Genomic DNA, 18,213 nt, shown 5'->3' on the forward strand with positions numbered 1-18,213 from the left:
CGCGCGCGACGCCCCTACCTCGACATTTCCCGAAAATCGGGTGGAAATACCGCCCGCAATTCGGAATCGCCCCGGTGACATGGCACAATGGTCCGCATGACAGGACACGGAGTGCGACTCGTGGCGCGACGCCACGTCGACTTCAAGCGCGTCTGCGCATCCTGTTGTCTGCCTTGCGCCGCTTGTCTCTGCGCCGACTGTCTCTAGTCGGCACTCCCCGGCACATCCCAGATCCCGCCGGGTCGAAGCATGCGTGCACGAGGTCAGCTCCCTCCTGCGCTCGTCGATCCGGTTCCAGCGAGTATCAGGAGACCCTGTATGTCGTCGACCACCGACGTCACGCCCGCCGACGAGTCGGCCACTCCCGCCCGCCGCGCGCGTCCCGCCAAGCGTCGCGCCGAAGGCCAGTGGGCCCTCGGCTACCGGGAGCCGCTCAACGCCAACGAGCAGACGAAGAAGGACGACAACCCGCTCAACGTCCGCAAGCGTATCGAGAACATCTATGCGCAAACCGGTTTCGACGGAATCGACAAGAGCGATCTGCGCGGACGCTTCCGCTGGTGGGGTCTGTACACCCAACGCGAGCAGGGCTACGACGGCACCTACACCGGTGACGAGAACATCGACCTGCTCGAGGCGAAGTACTTCATGATGCGGGTGCGCTGCGACGCCGGCGCCCTGAATCTCGCGCAGCTGCGGACGATCGCCGGTATCTCCACCGAGTTCGGTCGCGACACCGCCGACCTGTCCGACCGCGAGAACGTCCAGTACCACTGGATCGAGGTCGAGAACGTCCCCGAGATCTGGCGTCGTCTCGAATCGGTCGGCCTGAAGACCACCGAGGCGTGCGGCGACTGCCCTCGCGTCGTGCTCGGTTCGCCGCTCGCCGGTGAGTCCCTCGACGAGATCATCGACGGCACCCCCGCGATCGACGAGATCGTGCGCCGCTACATCGGCAACCCCGAGTATTCGAACCTGCCGCGCAAGTTCAAGACCGCGATCTCCGGCCAGCAGGACGTCGTGCACGAGATCAACGACGTCGCCTTCATCGGCGTCGAGCATCCCGAGCACGGCCCCGGCTTCGACCTGTGGGTCGGCGGCGGCCTGTCCACCAACCCGATGCTCGCGCAGCGGGTCGGCGCCTGGGTGCCGCTCGAGGAGGTCGCCGATGTGTGGGAAGGCGTCGTCGCGATCTTCCGCGACTACGGCTACCGGCGGCTGCGGTCCAAGGCACGCCTGAAGTTCCTCATCAAGGACTGGGGCATCGAGAAGTTCCGCGAGGTGCTCGAGACCGAGTACCTGAAGCGTCCGCTCATCGACGGCCCGGCCCCGGCCGCACCGGAGCGTCCCATCGATCACGTCGGTATCCAGAAGCTGCGCAACGGCCTCAACGCCGTGGGTGTCGCGCCGATCGCCGGTCGTGTCTCGGGCACGATCCTGTCGAAGGTCGCCGACGCCGCCGAACGTGCGGGTTCCGACCGGATCCGGTTCACCCCATACCAGAAGCTGATCGTGCTCGACGTGGCCGACGACAAGGTCGAGCAGCTCGTCACCGAGCTCGAGGCGCTGGGTCTGCCGGCCTCGCCGTCGCCGTGGCGCAAGAATCTCATGGCGTGCACGGGAATCGAGTTCTGCAAGCTGTCCTTCGTCGAGACGCGCAAGCGTTCGCAAGCCCTCGTGCCCGAGCTCGAGGAGCGTCTCGCCGACATCAACGCGCAGCTCGACGTCCCGGTGACGATCAACATCAACGGCTGCCCGAACTCGTGTGCGCGCTCCCAGATCGCCGACATCGGCTTCAAGGGTCAACTCGTCGACGACGGTGAGGGCAACCAGGTCGAAGGTTTCCAGGTGCACCTCGGCGGTGCGCTGGGCTTCGACGCGAAGTTCGGACGCAAGCTGCGCCAGCACAAGGTCACCAGCGCCGAGCTCGGCGACTACATCGAGCGGGTGGTGCGCACCTTCGTCAAGGAGCGCACGCCCGGCGAGCGCTTCGGCGAATGGGTCGTCCGCTCCGAGGAGGCAGACCTGCGATGACGGGCACTGCTGCAGCGGTCGACACGAAGACGGATCGGGAAGGGACGCGATGACGATCGATACGAACATCGACGAGCTCCGGAGTATTGCCGCGCAGGGGGCGGCAGAACTCGAAGGTGCGTCGGCGCAGGAACTCCTGCGGTGGACGGACGAGACCTTCGGTACCCCCACCACCGACGGTGGACGTAGCGGGTACATCGTCGCGTCCAACATGCAGGACGGTGTCCTGGTCCATCTGGCCGCGCAGCAGCGTCCCGGCGTGGACGTGCTGTTCCTCGACACCGGGTACCACTTCGCCGAGACGCTCGGCACGCGCGATGCGGTGGAGCAGGTGTACGGCGTGAACATCGTCAACGCCCGGGCGCAGCAGTCCGTCGCGGAGCAGGACGCCCTGCTCGGCAAGGATCTGTTCGCCCGCGACCCGAACGAGTGCTGCCGCCTGCGCAAGGTGGTGCCGCTGAAGGAGAGCCTGAAGGGCTACCGCGCCTGGGTGACCGGAATCCGCCGTGTCGAGGCGCCCACCCGCGCGAACTCACCGCTCATCTCGTTCGACGACGCGTTCGGACTGGTGAAGATCAATCCGATCGCGGCATGGTCCGACGAGGACATGCAGAACTACATCGACGAACACGGGATCCTCGTCAATCCGCTCGTCGACGAGGGCTACCCGTCCATCGGGTGCGCCCCGTGCACCACCAAACCACTTCCCGGAGCCGATCCGCGCAGCGGGCGCTGGGCCGGCCGAGCCAAGACCGAATGCGGGTTGCACGCCTCATGACACTCACCGATACGAATCCCACCGAGACCCGGACGCTGCTGGACGGCGACCGGTTCGACACCCTCGACGCCCTCGAGTCGGAAGCGATCCACGTCTTCCGCGAGGTCGCGGGCGAGTTCGAACGCCCCGTCATCCTGTTCTCGGGAGGCAAGGACTCCACCGTCCTGCTGCACCTCGCCATCAAAGCGTTCTGGCCCGCGCCGCTGCCCTTCGCGCTGCTGCACGTCGACACCGGCCACAACCTCCCCGAGGTCCTCGAGTTCCGCGACCACGTCGTCGAAAAGTACAACCTCCGACTGCACGTCGCGAGTGTCGAGGACTACCTCGCCGACGGCCGGCTCACCGAGCGTCCCGACGGCATCCGCAACCCGCTGCAGACCGTGCCGCTGCTCGACGCGATCTCGGAGAACCGGTTCGACGCCGTCTTCGGTGGCGGCCGCCGCGACGAGGAGCGTTCGCGTGCCAAGGAGCGGATCTTCTCGCTGCGCAACGCATTCGGCCAGTGGGATCCGAAGCGTCAGCGTCCGGAGTTGTGGAATCTGTACAACGGGCGGCACGCACCCGGGGAGCACGTGCGTGTCTTCCCGCTGAGCAACTTCACCGAGCTCGACATCTGGCGCTACATTGCCCGCGAGAACGTCGAACTGGCGAGCATCTACTACGCGCACGAGCGCCCCGTCTACCGCCGCGACGGCATGTGGATGACCCCGGGTGTCTGGGGCGGTCCGGCCGAGGGCGAAGAGCTCGAGACGCGTTCGGTGCGCTACCGCACCGTCGGCGACGGATCGACCACCGGCGCGATCCTGTCCGAGGCCTCCACGAACGAGGAGATCCTCGCCGAGGTCGCGGCGTCACGACTGACCGAGCGCGGCGCCACCCGCGGCGACGACCGGGTTTCCGAAGCGGCGATGGAAGACCGCAAGCGAGAGGGCTATTTCTGATCATGAGCGACCTTCACGAGCAGAGCGTGCAGAGCGACACGCAGCTGCTGCGCCTCGCCACCGCCGGTTCGGTCGACGACGGCAAGTCCACCCTGGTGGGACGACTGCTCTACGACACCAAGTCCGTACTCGCCGACCAGATCGACGCCGTCACCCGCGCGTCGGTCGACCGCGGCCTCGACACCCCCGACCTCTCGCTGCTCGTCGACGGCCTTCGCGCCGAGCGTGAGCAGGGCATCACCATCGACGTGGCGTACCGCTACTTCGCGACGCCGAAGCGCAGCTTCGTCCTCGCGGACACCCCGGGTCACGTCCAGTACACCCGCAACACGGTGTCGGGTGCGTCCACCGCGCAGCTCGTCGTCCTGCTCGTCGACGCGCGCAAGGGTGTCGTCTCGCAGACCCGCAAGCACGCCGCCGTGCTGGCCCTGCTCGGTGTGCCGAAGCTCGTCCTCGCGGTCAACAAGATCGACCTCGTCGAGGATCCCGCCTCGGTGTTCGCGCAGATCTCCGCCGAGTTCGGGGAACTGACGAGTTCGCTCGGCTGGGCACCCGAGGACGTGCAGGAGATCCCGGTCTCCGCGCTGCACGGCGACAACGTGGCCGTGCGCAGCGAGAGCACCCCCTACTACGACGGCCCGACGCTCATCGAGCACCTCGAGTCGGTTCCCGTCGACGCCGATGTGCACGGCCGGCACGAGACCGGTCTGCGCTTCCCGGTGCAGTACGTGATCCGTCCCCGCACCGCCGAGTTCCCCGACTACCGCGGCTACGCCGGTCAGGTCGCGGCAGGGTCCGTGCGCCCCGGTGACGAGGTCGTCGTGCTGCCGTCCGGTGTCCGCACCACCGTCGAGCGCATCGACAGTGCCGACGGCGCATTCGATGTCGCGCACGCCGGCCGGTCGGTGACCCTCGTGCTCGCCGACGACGTCGACGTCTCCCGCGGCGACATCATCGCCACCCCGGAGGCGGCACCCGAGCCGCTGTCGGAGTTCGAGGCCACCGTGTGCTGGCTCGCCGAGAAGCCGTTGCGCCCGGGCGCCCGGTTGCTGCTCAAGCACGGCACCCGCATCACGCAGGCCATCGTCGGGACGATCGACGAGCGGTTCGACGAGCAGGATCTCTCCTCCGTCCCGAGCCCGGAGAGCATCGAGCTCAACGAGATCGCGCGCATCACGGTGCGTGTGGCCGAGCCGATCGCCGCGGACGACTACCGCATCAACCGCCGCAGCGGCAGCTTCCTGCTGATCGATCCGGCCGGGGGCAACACCCTCGCCGCGGGTCTCGTGGGCGACGGACTCGCCGACATCGAGCTCGGGGACCGCGTCCCGGCATGATGCCGCTCGTCGCCGTCGCGCACGGCAGTCGCGACCCGCGTTCGGCGCAGGCCGTGGCTGCCGCGCTCGACACCGTCCGGGCCGAGAACCCCGGTCTGGACGTGCGACTCGCGTTCCTCGACCTGAACACCCCGTCGGTCGGTCAGGCTCTCGACGCGCTCGCCGCGGACGGGCACCGGCAGGTCGCGGTGGTGCCGCTGCTGCTCGGCAGCGCCTTCCACGCGCGGGTCGATCTGCCGGCCCTGTTGCACGAAGCGCAGAAACGTCATCCGCTGCTCGAGGTGCTGTGCTCGCCGATCCTCGGCGACGACGATCTCCTCGTCGACGCGGCTCGCGATCTCATCACGGCCACGGGGGTGTCGGCCGACGATCCGTCCGTCGGTATCGCAGTGTGCGCGGTGGGATCGCGACGCCCCGAAGCGAACCGGGCGACCGGGCTGGTCGTGCCCCGCATTCTCGTCGGCACGGCGTGGACGCAGGCCGCGGCGTGCTTCGCCACGACCGGTCCGTCCGTGGGGACGACCCTCGCCGACCTCACCTCCCGCGGTGCCCGCACCGTCGTGCTGACACCGTGGATCCTCGCCCCCGGACTGCTGTGGGACCGTGCCTGCGCCGAGGCCGACAGCCTCGGGCACGTGCGGGTCGCGCAGACCCTCACCCGGCACGATGCCGTCGCGCGGGTGATCACCGAGCGCTACACCGAGGCCGTGCACCGGCGGCGCGGACTGCGCGTGGCCTGAGTCACTTCCGGATCTCCACCCGAGTTCACGCACGATTTGCATTCCTCCGCTACAACGGAGTCACGGTCGTCGTCCGACGACATCGGTGATCCGGGAGGGCCTCACGTGCAGAACGAACTTCGGCGCTACATCGATCGGCTCCGCACGGAGGGCTATTCGGTGCGCGACGACCACGGTGAGGACCCCGATCTGATCGACATCGAGGGCCGGGCCGTCGACACCTGGCGGGAGAACTATCCGTACGACACCCGGATGGACCGCGCCACCTACGAGGTCGAGAAGTATCTCCTGCAGATCGAACTGCTGAAGTTCCAGTCGTGGGCCAAGGACAACGGCTCCAAGCACATCATCGTGTTCGAAGGTCGCGACGCCGCCGGCAAGGGCGGCACGATCAAGCGGTTCCAGGAGTACATCAACGTCCGGCACGCCCGGACCGTCGCGCTGAACAAGCCGTCCGACCGTGAGCAGGGCCAGTGGTATATGCAGCGCTACATCCAGCACTTCCCCACCGCCGGTGAGCTCGTACTGTTCGACCGCTCCTGGTACAACCGAGCCGGCGTCGAACGGGTCATGGGTTTCTGCAGCGACGACGAGTACGAACGTTTCATGGAGCACGTCCCGTTGTTCGAGAAGCTCGTCGTGGACGCCGGCATCACCCTGACGAAGTTCTGGTTCTCCGTCACCCGGAGGGAGCAGCGCACGCGCTTCGCCATCCGCCAGCTCGATCCGGTGCGGCGGTGGAAGCTGTCGGAGATGGACCTCGAATCGCTCGACAAGTGGGACCAGTACACCGACGCGAAGGAAGAGATGTTCCGGCGCACCGACACCGACTGGGCGCCGTGGACGACCATCAAGTCCAACGACAAGAAGCGGGCCCGGGTCAACGCGATGCGGTTCTTCCTCAACCAGTTCGAGTACGACGACAAGGACCGTCAGATCGTCTTCCCGGCCGACCCGAGGATCGTGCAGCGCGGCAAGGACGCCGTCGGCGACTAGCTGCCGGGAGGTCGTGCTCCGGGCGTGCCGAGGTGCGCAGGACTGGCGCCCAGACTGCGATCCGTACCACACTGGATGGTGACGCGAGGAGGCAGCATGGGCACAGCCAATGTCGGTCACGGAATCGTTGTCGGCATCGACGGATCGGACAGCGCACTCGATGCGGCCCGGTGGGCCGCCTGCGTCGCCCGACGTCTCGGCGAACCGATCGACCTGGTCCACGTTCATCCCCCCACCTCCGGCGACGGGACCGACCCGTCGGAGGAAGCCGTTCTGACCGCCGCGGAAGCGGCAGTTCGGGGCGCGGTCGACCGGGTCGAGGTCCGGCGGTCCACTCCGTCGGGCAAGCCGGATCGAGTGCTCACCGACCTGTCGCGCGAGGCACGGATGATCGTCCTCGGTCACACGACCACCACGGAGTGGGAGTCGATGATCCGGCGCTCCGACGTCGTGTCGGTGGCCAACCACGCGGAATGCCCGGTGGTGACGTGGCGCAGCCGCGACGGATTTCAACCGCCCGACGGGCGCCCGGTCGTCGTCGGAGTGGACGGCACCGAGGTCAGCGAGTTCGCCGTCGAGCATGCGTTCGCGACCGCCGCGGCGCTCGAGGCACCGCTCGTCGCGATCCACACCTGGACGGAGCAGTCCACGCTCACCTACGGCGAGGGGTCACGGTTCACGGACTGGACGGCCTACGTCGAGCACCGGAGGGAGGAGATGAAGTCGCATACCTCCGGGCACACCGAACGGTTCCCCGACGTCGCGGTCTCCTACCGGGTCGAGCGGGGCAAGCCCGACATCGTCCTGCTCGAGGAATCCAAGAGTGCCCAGCTCGTGGTGGTCGGCAGCCACGGCCGGAGCCCGCTGGCCGCTGCGGTGGTCGGCTCGAGCAGTCAGGGACTCATCCACCACAGTTGCTGTCCGGTCATGATCTGCCGGGCCCACCAACGATCGGAAAGCGAGGCCCACTGAGCCGACCCGCGTGACCCTCGAGTCCCCCGCTCGGTTACTGCGCGGCGGTACCGAGCGGGGCGGTCTCCGACGCGGCCGGAGCGTGCGCGTAGACGGTGTCGCCCGCGACGAGCCCCAGGTCGCGGGTTTCGCCGCGGGTGATCTGCGTCGTGAACTGCTCACCCGTCGCGTCGTTGCGCAGTTCGACGCGCACCTCGAAGCCCAGCCGGACCACACGCTCGACGGTCGCCCGCGTGACACCGACCGAGCCGCCGGAGGTGTCGGAGAGCGCAGGTTGCCGGGCGAGCCGGATGTCGTGCGGCCGCACCAGCACGCCGTTGAGCTTGGACACCGTCCCGAGGAACGACATCACGAAGCTGTTCGCCGGGCGATCGTAGAGTTCCTCCGGCGTTCCGACCTGTTCGATACGTCCGGCATTCATCACCGCGATGCGGTCGGCGACGTCGAGCGCCTCCTCCTGGTCGTGCGTGACGAGCACGGTGGTCACGTGCACCTCGTCGTGCAGGCGGCGCAGCCAGGTCCGCAGGTCGGCGCGCACCTTCGCGTCCAGGGCACCGAACGGCTCGTCGAGCAGCAGCACCTGCGGGTCGACGGCGAGAGCACGGGCGAGCGCCATACGCTGACGCTGGCCACCGGACAACTGGGCCGGATAGCGTCGCTGGAACCCGCCGAGCCCGACGATCTCGAGCAGGTCGTCGACCCGCTTCGTGATCTCGGCCTTGGGCCGCTTGCGGATCTTGAGTCCGAAGGCGACGTTCTCGCGCACGGTCATGTGCTTGAACGCGGCGTAGTGCTGGAAGACGAAACCGATGTCGCGCTTCTGCGGGGTGACGCCGGTGACGTCCTTACCGGCAATGTGGACGGTGCCCGCGTCGAGGGTCTCGAGACCGGCGATCGAACGCAGCAGCGTCGACTTGCCCGAACCCGAGGGTCCGAGCAGGGCGGTGAGCGAGCCGGACGGGATGTCGATGTCGACGTCGGCGAGTGCGGCGAAATCTCCGTAGTTCTTGCGCGCCCCGGTAACAGTGATCATTCGGTGGTCCTCTTCCGGTCGAGCAGGGTCATCAGCAGCAGGACGATCACGGCGATGGCCATGAGCAGGGTCGCGGCGCTGTAGGCGCCGAAGGTGTTGTGGTCGTCGATGTACCGGGCGTGCACGAGCAGCGTCAGGGTCTGGGAGACGCCGGGGAAGCCGGACGAGACCATGATGACGGCGCCGAACTCGCCGAGGGCCCGCGCGACGGTGAGGACGATGCCGTAGGTCAGGCCCCAGCAGATCGCCGGCAACGTGATCCGCCAGAAGGTCTGCCAGGTGTTCGCGCCGAGGGTCGCGGCGGCCTGCTCCTGCTCCTCACCGATCTCGCGCAGCACCGGTTCGACCTCGCGCACGACGAACGGCAGCGTCACGAAGATCGTCGCGAGCACCATGCCCGGCAGGCCGAAGATCACCTTGAAGCCGAGATCCTCGACGGCACCGAACCAGCCGTTGGCGCCCCACAACATGATCAGGGCGACACCCACGACGATCGGCGAGACCGCGAAGGGCAGGTCGACGACGGCCTGCAACAGTCCCCTCCCCGGGAATCTGCCGCGGACGAGCGCCAGCGCGACGACGATGCCGAAGATCACGTTCACGGGCACGACGATCGCGACGATGAGCAGCGACAAGTTCAGCGCCGAGATCGCCGCCGGGGTGCTGATCGACTCGGCGAACGCCACGATGCCGTTCTCGAAGGTGCGGTAGAGGATCACCCCGATCGGGACGAGCAACAGTACGAACAGGTAGGCGAGCGCGACGAAGCGCAGCGACAGTCGGGATGCGAGGGACGGTTTCACCGGTCGTCCTCCTCTCGGCGCAGCCCTCGATTCGCGACCAGGCGCAGGACGAACAGCACGACGAAGGCGATCACCAGCAGCGCGACGGAGACCGCGGCGGCGTTGACCGGCCGGTCGATCTCGATCTGCTGCTGGATGTACTGCGACGCGACCTGGGTCTTGTACGGGATGTTGCCGCCGATGAGCACGATCGAGCCGTACTCACCGATGGCGCGGGCGAATGCCAGGCCGGTGCCGCCGAGGACCGCAGGCGCAAGCACGGGCAGCACGACCGTGCGGAAGATCGTGAAGTTGCCGGCGCCGAGCGAGGCGGCGGCCTCCTCGACCTCACGGTCGGCCTCGATGAGCACCGGCTGCACCGAGCGCACCACGAACGGCAGCGTGACGAACGCCAGCGCCACCACCAGTCCCGGCTCGGTCGCGTTGAGCTGCACACCGATCGGGCTCTGCGGCCCGTACAGCGAGAGCAGCACGATGCTCGCGACGATCGTCGGTAGCGCGAAGGGCAGGTCGATCAGGGCATTGACGAACTTCTTGCCCGGAAACTCGTCGCGGACGAGCACCCAGGCGATCACCGTGCCCATCACCGCGTTGATCGCCGCGACGACCAGCGAGACGACGACGGTGATCCGTAGGGTCGCCAGGGCGGCCGGAGCGGTGATCGCATCGACGAACGTCCCGAGACCGTCCGAGACGGAGTGGAAGGCCAGGGCCGCGAGGGGAAGCAGGACGATCAAGCTCAACCACAGTGTGGCGATGCCGATACCGAGGGGCCCGACGGCGCCGGTGAACATCCGGCGTTGTGGTCGGGCGGGGGCCGTGGCGGACGGCCGGCGACGCGAACCCGCCGGGGCGGGAGACGAACCTCCCGACCCGGCGGTGTGTTCCGAAACGGTCACGCGCGTGCTCTACTTCGTTGCGTTGTCGTAGATCACCGCGATGGTGCCGGTGCTGTCGGCGAACAGCTCCTCGTTCACGGTCTCCCAACCGCCGAGATCGGCGACGGTCCACAGCTTCTCCGGCTGCGGGAACTCATCGGCGAATTCCTCGGCGGCGGTCGGATCGACGGGACGGAAACCGGCTTCGGCCCACAGGCGCTGGGCCTCGGGGGTGTACAGGAAGTCGTTGAACGCCTGCGCGACCTCGACGTCCTTCGCGTTCTTCAGTACCGCCGCAGGGTTCTCGATCTTGAAGGTGACGGGCGGGGTGACGTGCTCGACGGGGTCGCCGTTGCGCTCGATGAACAGTGCCTCGTTCTCGTAGCTCAGCAGCACGTCGCCGGTGCCCTGCAGGAAGGTCTCGGTGGCCTCGCGACCGGACTTCGGCTGCACCTTCACATGGTCGGTGACCAGTGCGGTGACGTAGTCGATGCCGGCCTGCGGGTCGGCGCCGCCGTTGCTCTTCGCGGCGTACGGCGCAAGCAGGTTCCACTTCGCCGAACCCGAGCTGAACGGGTTGGGGGTGACGACCTCGACATCCGGCCGGAGCAGGTCGTCCCAGTCCCGGATGTTCTTCGGGTTGCCCTCACGGACGACGATGGTCACGACCGATCCGAACGGTATCCCGTTGTAGGCGTTGTCGTTCCAGTTCTCGTCGACGAGTCCCGCGTCGACGAGACGGGTGATGTCGGGCTCGACGGAGAAGTTCACGAAGTTCGCCTCGGCGCCGTCGCGCACCTTGCGGGACTGGTCTCCGGAGGCGCCGTAGGACTGCTGGAAGACGACGCCCTCGCCTTCCTCGGTCTCCTGGAAGGCGGGGATCAGCGAGTCGAATCCGACCTTGGGCACGGCGTAGGCGTAGAGGTTGACCGTGCCGCCGGATCCGTCGCCGCCGCTCTCGGCTCCGACGGTGTCGCTCGAACCACCGGAGCAGGCGGTGAGGGAGAGTGCGGTGACCGCGGCGAACGCCGCGACAACGAACCTGGAACGTTTCATGACGAGCCTCCTGAGGGGCTGTTTCGAGGGGGGATGAACGCGACCGGCACCGGACGAGGAGCTGCCGGAATCGGACCGGCCGGGATTCGCGAGGATGCGGCACCGACGGACGAGAGGATCCGGAAGACGGGGACCGCGGAGAGAAGGAGGATTCAGCGACAACAGTCGATGTCGGCGACCGATGGCATGCCCACAGCGATCAACGCCAACTCGTGGCGGAGGCGGGGCAGAGTGGTCGCGGACACGCGGCAGAGATTAGCAGAGGTCGAGGGTCGACCGAAATCGACGATTCGGACACCGGACGTCGAGCACCGAACCGGATGCGTGAGCGGCGTGCTCACATGGAGACGAGCCATGCGACGACGACGATGATCAGCAGCGCGATCAGCGCCAGGGTTACGCGCGAACGCGGCATGTCAGCAATCCTCCGTCGTCGTGGCGGGCGAGTCCGTCTCTCCGCGGCCGAGCAGTCCGAAGACACCGGCCATCGCCCGATCGAGCAGCCATGCGACCCCTGAGCAGGCCGGCACCAGCACTGCGAGCACCAGGGCCACCTGGGGGACGAAGGACAGGCCCGCGAGCCACAGCTCGAAGCCGTCCCACCACGAAGCCACCCGATCCATTGCCTACACCCTAGTAGGTTCGGCAACCGCGCTGCGATCCGCCCGGCCCGCGGTGATCATGGAGGGATGGACCACTACCACTCCTCCTCACCGCTGTCGGGGGCACCCTTCCGACGGAGTCCGTTCCCGCCGATCGACGACTACGCATTCCTCTCGGATTGCGAGAGCACCTGCCTGATCGCACGTGACGGCACCGTGGAGTGGATGTGCGTGCCCCGTCCGGACTCGCCGAGTGTGTTCGGGTCGCTGCTGGACCGCAGCGCGGGACATTTCCGGTTGTCGCCGCACGACCGCACCGTTCCTGCGGCACGCCGGTACCTGCCGGGCGGTCTGGTGCTCGAGACGACCTGGCAGACCGACACGGGTTGGATGATCGTGCGGGACGCGCTGGTCATGTCACCCTGGTACGACGTCGAGGAACGCTCCACCACGCATCGCCGGACCCCGTCCGACTGGGAGGCCGAGCACATGCTGTTGCGCACGGTGCGCTGCGTGAACGGGACGGTCGACCTGTACGTCAGCTGCGAACCCGCCTTCGACTACCACCGCGGCCGCACCGAATGGAGCTATACCGGCAAGGTCTACGAGGAGACCACCGCGGTGTGCCGGAACGCGCCGGACGAACATCCGACGCTGCGCATGACGACGGATCTGCGCCTCGGAATCGAGGACCGCGAGGTCCGCGCGCGACGTCGACTCCACAAGGGCGACACGGCCTTCGTCGCATTGTCGTGGTCGGACTGCCCGATGCCGCACACCTTCGACGAGGCCGCCGTCAAGATGACCGCCACCCAGGACTACTGGCGCGAGTGGATCACGACGGGCCGCTTCCCGGATCACCCGTGGCGCACCTACCTGCAGAGCAGCGCTCTGACGCTCAAGGGACTGACCTACAGCCCGACCGGGGCGCTGCTCGCAGCGTCGACGACCTCACTCCCCGAAACACCTGGCGGAGAACGTAACTGGGACTACCGTTACGCGTGGGTACGCGATTCGACCTTCGCACTGTGGGGTCTGTACACCCTCGGGTTCGACCGGGAGGCCGACGACTTCTTCTCGTTCATCCTCGACGTCTCGCGCGACGCGGACGGCGTCCGCTATCCGCTCCAGGTGATGTACGGGGTGGGCGGTGAGCGCGAGTTGCCGGAGTCGACCCTCGATCATCTGAGCGGCTACGACGGCGCCACCCCGGTCCGCATCGGCAACGACGCCTATCACCAACAGCAACACGACATCTGGGGCACACTGCTCGACTCGGTGTACCTGCACGTCAAGTCCCGCGGGCACTTCCCCCAGACGTTGTTGCACACCCTGCGCCGGCAGGTCGAGGAGGCAGCGGCCAACTGGCGCAAGCCCGATCGCGGCATCTGGGAGGTGCGCGGCGAACCCCAGCACTTCGTGTCGTCGAAGGTCATGTGCTGGGTGGCACTCGATCGCGGCGCGAAACTCGCCGAACTGCAGGGTCGTCCCGACTACGCCCGGAAGTGGGCGGCGATGGCCGACGAGATCAAGGCCGACGTCCTCGAACACGGCGTCGACGAACGCGGCGTCTTCACCCAGCGGTACGGCCACCCGTCACTCGACGCGTCGGCTCTGCTGATCCCCTTGTTGCGCTTCCTGCCCGCGGACGACCCCCGGGTGCGGGCCACGGTGCTGGCGATCGCCGACGAACTCACCGAGGACGGGCTGGTGCTGCGCTACCGGGTGGAGACCACCGACGACGGGCTCGCGGGCAAGGAGGGCTCGTTCACCATCTGCTCGTTCTGGCTGGTCTCGGCGCTCGTCGAGATCGGCGAGGTCGAGCGGGCCGCCGCACTGTGCCAGCGCCTGCTCGACTACGCGAGCCCCCTGAAGCTCTATGCCGAGGAGATCGACACCGAGAGCGGACGTCATCTGGGGAACTTCCCGCAGGCGTTCACCCACCTGGCGCTCATCAATGCCGTCGTCCATGTCATCCGCGCAGAGCGGGAGATCGGAGCGGGCAACTTCCGGCCCGCGCATCTCGGACCGTGAGCCGGTCTCAGGCGACTCAGCGCCACCGCATCCGGGGAGACGTCGGTCTGCCACGGATAGAGGCCGCGCTCGTCGCCGTACGAGCCGGCGCTGTAGTACGCGACGGGCTGCACCCCGAGTTCGACGAGAGCGTCGAGCCATTGGCTGGAGGTCGCGACGATCCGCTCGGGTGTGCCCTCGATCGTCGTCGTGCCGTAGGAGTGCTCAACGGTGACGGTCTCGCCGCCGGCGGTCGCGGTGTCATCGGTGTCCGACGAACACGCCACGAGGGTCGGGGCGACGAACAGTACGAGCGCTACCGCGGAGAGAACAACTCGGCGCATGGGCGACCTCCACTTCAGGCGAGGCTCACCTCAGCTCGAATGTGGACGTCCGTGTGCCGGCGCAGTGCTCAACGGAAGCGGGACAGCAGGGTCTCCGCCTGTTCGGCGATACCCCGGATCACCTCGCCCGCGGGTCGCTCGGAGCGCACCAGACCGGCGGCCTCCCCCGCGTAGACCACCCCGCTGTCGGGATCGTCACCGGTGTACGCCGCGGCGAGGGTGTCCTCGTCGGCGCCCCGGCCGTGCCACTCCTCGGTGAACGCATTGCGCAGGGCGCGTCCGCCCCAGCGCGCCGGCCACGGCTGGTGCCGGGCCTTGTCGAAGACGTCGGTGTAGACGGTGTCGGCGCTGCCGGCCTCCACGAGCCGGCCACGGGCGTAGTCGGGGCCGACGGTCTCCGGGCTGGCGAGCAGCGCCGTCCCGACCAGGGCGCCCTGCCCACCGGCTGCGAGCACCGCTGCCAGACCGCGACCCGTGGCGATGCCACCTGCAGCGAGCACGGGCAGCGACGTCGACTCGAGCACCTCCTGCAGCAACGGGAGGGTACCGATCCGGCCCGTGTGCCCACCGGCCTCATGGCCCTGCGCGATCACCGCGTCGACACCCGCTGCCTCGACCACGCGCAGATCGTCGACCGTGTTGATCTGCGAGAGGACGACGGCCCCAGCCTCGTGGACGCGCTCGATGTAGGGAGCGGGATCGCCGAACGAGAGCGTGACCAGTTGCGGGCGGTGCTCGAGCACCGCGGTGAGGAGGCTGTCGTCGTCGGCAAGCGCCCAGGTCATCAGACCGAATCCCACGGCCCCACCACCGATCTCGCGGGCGGTGCGCACCTCGCCCTCGATCCACTCGGCGGTGTTGTACCGGGCGGCACCGATCAGGCCGAGTCCGCCGGCCCGCGTCACCTCGCCGGCGAGCCGCCCACCGGCCCGGCCACCCATGGGCGCACCCAGCAGAGGAACGGAGATTCCGAGTTCACGGGTGAGCCAGGTGTCGAGCACGCGAATCCTTCCGGTGGGCGTCGCAGCAGGAGCGACTACTTCTTCGGCTTGTCGGACGAGGCCTCGGACGACAACGCGGCGACGAACGCCTCCTGCGGAACGTCGACGCGGCCGATGGTCTTCATCCGCTTCTTGCCTTCCTTCTGCTTCTCGAGCAGCTTGCGCTTACGGCTGATGTCGCCGCCGTAGCACTTGGCGAGAACGTCCTTGCGGATCGCCCGGATGTTCTCGCGGGCGATGATGTTCGAGCCGATCGCGGCCTGGACGGGCACCTCGAACTGCTGCCGCGGGATGAGTTCCTTGAGCTTGGTCGTCATCTTGTTGCCGTAGGCGGCCGCGGCGTCCTTGTGGACGATCGCGCTGAATGCGTCGACGGCCTCGCCCTGCAACAGGATGTCGACCTTGACCAGCGCGGCCTCCTGCTCTCCGGCCTCCTCGTAGTCCATCGAGGCGTAGCCGCGGGTGCGCGACTTCAGCGAGTCGAAGAAGTCGAAGATGATCTCGGCCATCGGCAGCGTGTACCGCAGCTCGACGCGGGTCTCGGACAGGTAGTCCATACCGCCGAGCTCACCGCGCCGCGACTGGCACAGCTCCATGATCGAACCGATGAACTCGCTCGGCGCGATGATGGTGCACTTGACGATCGGTTCGTAGATCTCGCGAGCCTTGCCCTCGGGCCAGTCGGACGGGTTCGTCACGACGACTTCCTGGCCGCCTTCGAGCACGACGCGATAGACGACGTTGGGAGCCGTGGAGATCAGGTCGAGGCCGAACTCGCGCTCGAGGCGCTCGCGGGTGATCTCCATGTGCAGCAGACCGAGGAAGCCGCAGCGGAAACCGAACCCGAGAGCGACGGACGTCTCGGGCTCGTAGGTGAGCGCGGCGTCGTTGAGCTGGAGCTTGTCGAGCGCGTCGCGCAGCACCGGGTAGTCGGAGCCGTCGACCGGGTACAGACCGGAGTAGACCATCGGGCGCGGTTCGCGGTAGCCGGTGAGCGGCTCCTCCGCACCGTGGCGGGCGGTGGTGACGGTGTCGCCGACCTTCGACTGGCGCACGTCCTTCACGCCGGTGATGAGATAGCCCACCTCGCCGACGCCGAGACCGGCGGTGGCCTTGGGTTCGGGCGAGACGATGCCGACCTCGAGCAGTTCGTGGGTCGTGCCCGTCGACATCATCTTGATCTTCTCGCGGGGCACGATCTTGCCGTCGACCACACGCACGTACGTCACGACGCCGCGGTAGGTGTCGTAGACGGAGTCGAAGATCATGGCGCGGGCGGGCGCGTCGGCGTCACCGACCGGCGGCGGCACCTGGCGGATCACGGCGTCGATGAGTTCGGGGACGCCCTCGCCGGTCTTGCCGGAGACCCGGAGCACGTCGGACGGCTCACAGCCGATGATGTTCGCGATCTCACCGGCATAGCGGTCGGGATCGGCCGCGGGCAGGTCGATCTTGTTGAGGACCGGGATGATCGTCAGGTCCTTGTCGAGCGCAAGGTAGAGATTGGCGAGGGTCTGCGCCTCGATGCCCTGCGCGGCGTCGACGAGCAGGACCGCGCCCTCGCACGCCTCGAGCGCGCGGGAGACCTCGTAGGTGAAGTCGACGTGGCCCGGGGTGTCGATCAGGTGCATCACATAGTCTTCGCCGTCGAGCTTCCACGGCAGACGTACGTTCTGCGCCTTGATCGTGATGCCACGCTCGCGCTCGATGTCCATGCGGTCGAGGTACTGGGCGCGCATCTGCCGCTCCTCGACCACCCCGGTGAGCTGCAGCATCCGGTCCGCGAGCGTCGACTTTCCGTGGTCGATGTGCGCGATGATGCAGAAGTTCCGGATCTTTGCGGGGTCCGTGAACGTGGTGTCGGCGAAGGTGCTGATGTCGTGCTCCTGACTCGGACTGGCAGCGGCCAGCAGACCGCGGTCACCCTGCAGAATATCCAAGTCGGGCGGCGGCCGGGATTTCGCCCGGGTCAGGTCCGGTTAAGCTCGGTTCCCGTGGCCGGTACATGGAAGAAGTTGGGCAGGCAGCTGGGGCGTCTCGCCGTCGACCAGGGTCCGAAGATCTACCAGCAGTTGCAGCAGTCCGGGGCGCTCGACAAGGCGCGCGCCGCGTTGAACGCGGCCGGCCGGACCGGCGCAGCGAGCGGAACCTCGGGGAGCGGTACCACTGCGGCACCGAAGCCCGGCGCGTCCGGGACCACGGCGCCGAAGCCAGGTGCCGCGAAGACCCAGTCCGGCACGAAGCGTCCGGCCCCCGGTCGCCCGGTGGCGTCGCGCACCACGCCCACGGCGCAGCGTGCCCGCCGCCTCGAGTACTCCCCCGACCTCGACGGTCGCGCCGATCCGGGTGAGATCGTGTGGACCTGGGTGGCCTATGAAGAAGATCCGACGGAGGGCAAGGACCGCCCGGTGCTCGTCGTGGGCCGCGACGACAGGACGCTGCTCGGGCTGATGCTCTCGTCGAACTCCGACCGCGACGGTCACCGCGACTGGCTCGGAATCGGCTCCGGACCGTGGGACGCGGAGAACCGCCCGAGCTGGGTGCGCCTCGATCGCGTGCTCGACGTCCCCGAGGACGGCATCCGCCGCGAAGGCGCGATCCTCCCCCGCGCACGATTCGATCAGGTCGCGACCCGGCTCCGTACCGATTTCGGCTGGAGCTGAATCGGGCCGCGCCCTGACCGCA

The 18,213-nt window shown here is 68.0% G+C and carries 17 protein-coding genes; 9 read left to right on the forward strand and 8 right to left on the reverse strand.

The genetic code is table 11. The features are described 5' to 3' along the window. The first annotated feature begins 318 nt into the window (after positions 1-318). The 7 genes from BO226_RS11795 (at position 319) to BO226_RS11825 (ending at position 7,798) form a co-directional block, all read left to right on the forward strand. Positions 319-2,034, forward strand: coding sequence for a nitrite/sulfite reductase (locus BO226_RS11795; protein WP_071935318.1), 1,716 nt, complete (start codon positions 319-321; stop codon positions 2,032-2,034). Positions 2,035-2,083: 49 nt separating this feature from the next. Continuing rightward, positions 2,084-2,812, forward strand: coding sequence for a phosphoadenylyl-sulfate reductase (locus BO226_RS11800; protein ID WP_006554488.1), 729 nt, complete (start codon positions 2,084-2,086; stop codon positions 2,810-2,812). Beyond that, positions 2,809-3,753 (forward strand): sulfate adenylyltransferase subunit CysD, encoded by a 945-nt coding sequence (gene cysD / locus BO226_RS11805; protein ID WP_071935319.1) that lies wholly within the window; start codon positions 2,809-2,811, stop codon positions 3,751-3,753. The genes BO226_RS11800 and cysD overlap by 4 nt, the downstream gene beginning before the upstream one ends. Before the next feature lie 2 nt (positions 3,754-3,755). Beyond that, positions 3,756-5,090: a sulfate adenylyltransferase subunit 1 gene (locus tag BO226_RS11810; protein WP_006554490.1), complete on the forward strand. Its 1,335-nt coding sequence runs from the start codon at positions 3,756-3,758 to the stop codon at positions 5,088-5,090. Continuing rightward, complete coding sequence (locus BO226_RS11815) at positions 5,087-5,830, forward strand: sirohydrochlorin chelatase (protein ID WP_071935320.1); 744 nt, start codon at positions 5,087-5,089, stop codon at positions 5,828-5,830. The genes BO226_RS11810 and BO226_RS11815 overlap by 4 nt, the downstream gene beginning before the upstream one ends. 105 nt (positions 5,831-5,935) lie before the next feature. Next, positions 5,936-6,826: a polyphosphate kinase 2 gene (gene ppk2 / locus BO226_RS11820; protein ID WP_006554492.1), complete on the forward strand. Its 891-nt coding sequence runs from the start codon at positions 5,936-5,938 to the stop codon at positions 6,824-6,826. Positions 6,827-6,922: 96 nt separating this feature from the next. Next, entirely contained in the window at positions 6,923-7,798 is an 876-nt protein-coding gene (locus tag BO226_RS11825; protein ID WP_071935321.1) for a universal stress protein, read from the forward strand. Positions 7,799-7,832: 34 nt separating this feature from the next. On the opposite strand, the gene BO226_RS11830 is transcribed toward BO226_RS11825, so the two are convergent. The 6 genes from BO226_RS11830 to BO226_RS11850 form a co-directional block, all read right to left on the reverse strand. Beyond that, positions 7,833-8,831 carry a sulfate/molybdate ABC transporter ATP-binding protein gene (locus BO226_RS11830; RefSeq protein WP_024101362.1) on the reverse strand — a complete coding sequence of 333 codons (999 nt, stop codon included), beginning with the start codon at positions 8,829-8,831 and terminating at the stop codon, positions 7,833-7,835. Next, the gene (gene cysW, locus BO226_RS11835; RefSeq protein ID WP_071935322.1) at positions 8,828-9,634 is read right to left on the reverse strand and encodes a sulfate ABC transporter permease subunit CysW; all 807 of its coding nucleotides are present in this window, start codon (positions 9,632-9,634) and stop codon (positions 8,828-8,830) included. The genes BO226_RS11830 and cysW overlap by 4 nt, the downstream gene beginning before the upstream one ends. Next, on the reverse strand, positions 9,631-10,428 hold the full coding sequence (gene cysT / locus BO226_RS11840; RefSeq protein WP_016694104.1) for a sulfate ABC transporter permease subunit CysT: 798 nt from the start codon (positions 10,426-10,428) through the stop codon (positions 9,631-9,633). The genes cysW and cysT overlap by 4 nt, the downstream gene beginning before the upstream one ends. Positions 10,429-10,542: 114 nt before the next feature. Then, complete coding sequence (locus BO226_RS11845; protein ID WP_071935323.1) at positions 10,543-11,568, reverse strand: sulfate ABC transporter substrate-binding protein; 1,026 nt, start codon at positions 11,566-11,568, stop codon at positions 10,543-10,545. A gap of 152 nt (positions 11,569-11,720) precedes the next feature. After that, on the reverse strand, positions 11,721-11,813 hold the full coding sequence (locus BO226_RS28575) for an Ms4533A family Cys-rich leader peptide (RefSeq protein ID WP_309568822.1): 93 nt from the start codon (positions 11,811-11,813) through the stop codon (positions 11,721-11,723). A 171-nt stretch (positions 11,814-11,984) separates the two neighbouring features. Next, positions 11,985-12,191 carry a hypothetical protein gene (locus BO226_RS11850; RefSeq protein WP_019288357.1) on the reverse strand — a complete coding sequence of 69 codons (207 nt, stop codon included), beginning with the start codon at positions 12,189-12,191 and terminating at the stop codon, positions 11,985-11,987. A gap of 66 nt (positions 12,192-12,257) precedes the next feature. On the opposite strand from BO226_RS11850, the gene BO226_RS11855 reads away from it, so the two are divergent. Continuing rightward, the gene (locus BO226_RS11855) at positions 12,258-14,204 is read left to right on the forward strand and encodes a glycoside hydrolase family 15 protein (RefSeq protein ID WP_071935324.1); all 1,947 of its coding nucleotides are present in this window, start codon (positions 12,258-12,260) and stop codon (positions 14,202-14,204) included. A 391-nt stretch (positions 14,205-14,595) separates the two neighbouring features. Here the strand turns inward: BO226_RS11855 and BO226_RS11865 are convergent, their stop codons facing one another. Continuing rightward, on the reverse strand, positions 14,596-15,528 hold the full coding sequence (locus BO226_RS11865) for an NAD(P)H-dependent flavin oxidoreductase (protein WP_071935325.1): 933 nt from the start codon (positions 15,526-15,528) through the stop codon (positions 14,596-14,598). Positions 15,529-15,563: 35 nt separating this feature from the next. Further along, complete coding sequence (gene lepA / locus BO226_RS11870) at positions 15,564-17,459, reverse strand: translation elongation factor 4 (protein ID WP_269666639.1); 1,896 nt, start codon at positions 17,457-17,459, stop codon at positions 15,564-15,566. A gap of 63 nt (positions 17,460-17,522) precedes the next feature. Between lepA and BO226_RS11875 the strand changes: the two genes are divergently transcribed. Further along, entirely contained in the window at positions 17,523-18,191 is a 669-nt protein-coding gene (locus BO226_RS11875) for a type II toxin-antitoxin system PemK/MazF family toxin (protein ID WP_019288360.1), read from the forward strand. The last annotated feature ends 22 nt before the right edge of the window (positions 18,192-18,213 follow it).

Origin of the sequence: Rhodococcus sp. 2G (assembly GCF_001886355.1) — a bacterium.
GTDB lineage: Bacteria > Actinomycetota > Actinomycetes > Mycobacteriales > Mycobacteriaceae > Rhodococcus > Rhodococcus pyridinivorans.

Coding starts and splice junctions, on each gene's coding strand:
- BO226_RS11795 (WP_071935318.1), top strand. CDS start 319: ATGTCGTCGACCACCGACGTCACGCCCGCCGACGAGTCGGCCACTCCC.
- BO226_RS11800 (WP_006554488.1), top strand. CDS start 2,084: ATGACGATCGATACGAACATCGACGAGCTCCGGAGTATTGCCGCGCAG.
- cysD (WP_071935319.1), top strand. CDS start 2,809: ATGACACTCACCGATACGAATCCCACCGAGACCCGGACGCTGCTGGAC.
- BO226_RS11810 (WP_006554490.1), top strand. CDS start 3,756: ATGAGCGACCTTCACGAGCAGAGCGTGCAGAGCGACACGCAGCTGCTG.
- BO226_RS11815 (WP_071935320.1), top strand. CDS start 5,087: ATGATGCCGCTCGTCGCCGTCGCGCACGGCAGTCGCGACCCGCGTTCG.
- BO226_RS11825 (WP_071935321.1), top strand. CDS start 6,923: ATGGGCACAGCCAATGTCGGTCACGGAATCGTTGTCGGCATCGACGGA.
- BO226_RS11830 (WP_024101362.1), bottom strand. CDS start 8,831: ATGATCACTGTTACCGGGGCGCGCAAGAACTACGGAGATTTCGCCGCA.
- cysT (WP_016694104.1), bottom strand. CDS start 10,428: ATGTTCACCGGCGCCGTCGGGCCCCTCGGTATCGGCATCGCCACACTG.
- BO226_RS11845 (WP_071935323.1), bottom strand. CDS start 11,568: ATGAAACGTTCCAGGTTCGTTGTCGCGGCGTTCGCCGCGGTCACCGCA.
- BO226_RS11850 (WP_019288357.1), bottom strand. CDS start 12,191: ATGGATCGGGTGGCTTCGTGGTGGGACGGCTTCGAGCTGTGGCTCGCG.
- BO226_RS11855 (WP_071935324.1), top strand. CDS start 12,258: ATGGACCACTACCACTCCTCCTCACCGCTGTCGGGGGCACCCTTCCGA.